We start from the raw sequence: 324 nt of genomic DNA on the forward strand, positions 1-324 counted from the left end.
CACCATTTTTAGCAGCAATTGCCTCTACCAATTCATCATGCTTAGCTTCTGCAGTTTGAACCGCTTGTGTTGCTGCTGCAATCGCAGCTTCCGCAGCATCAATAATACCATCATCATTTAAATCATTAACTACTGGCACAGCTGTATCTAGAGCATCTAAACGAGCATCTAGATCATCTTTAGCTGCTGATTCAGGTAATGCATCTACCAATCCTTGTGCTGTACCTTTCAATGCATCTAATTGATCTTTGATCGCTTGTAATTGAGCTTGCGTTGCTGGACTGATTACACCATTTTTAGCAGCAATTGCCTCTACCAATTCAT

General features: G+C 41.0%; 1 protein-coding gene. It reads right to left on the minus strand.

Annotated features, from left to right (window positions below; all coding sequences use genetic code 11):
• Positions 1–324, minus strand: a 324-nt coding sequence (locus AC1M9P_RS14655) for a GA-like domain-containing protein (protein ID WP_481588095.1), incomplete at both ends; no start/stop codon positions are given.

This window comes from Acinetobacter sp. 25-47-122 (assembly GCF_056779695.1).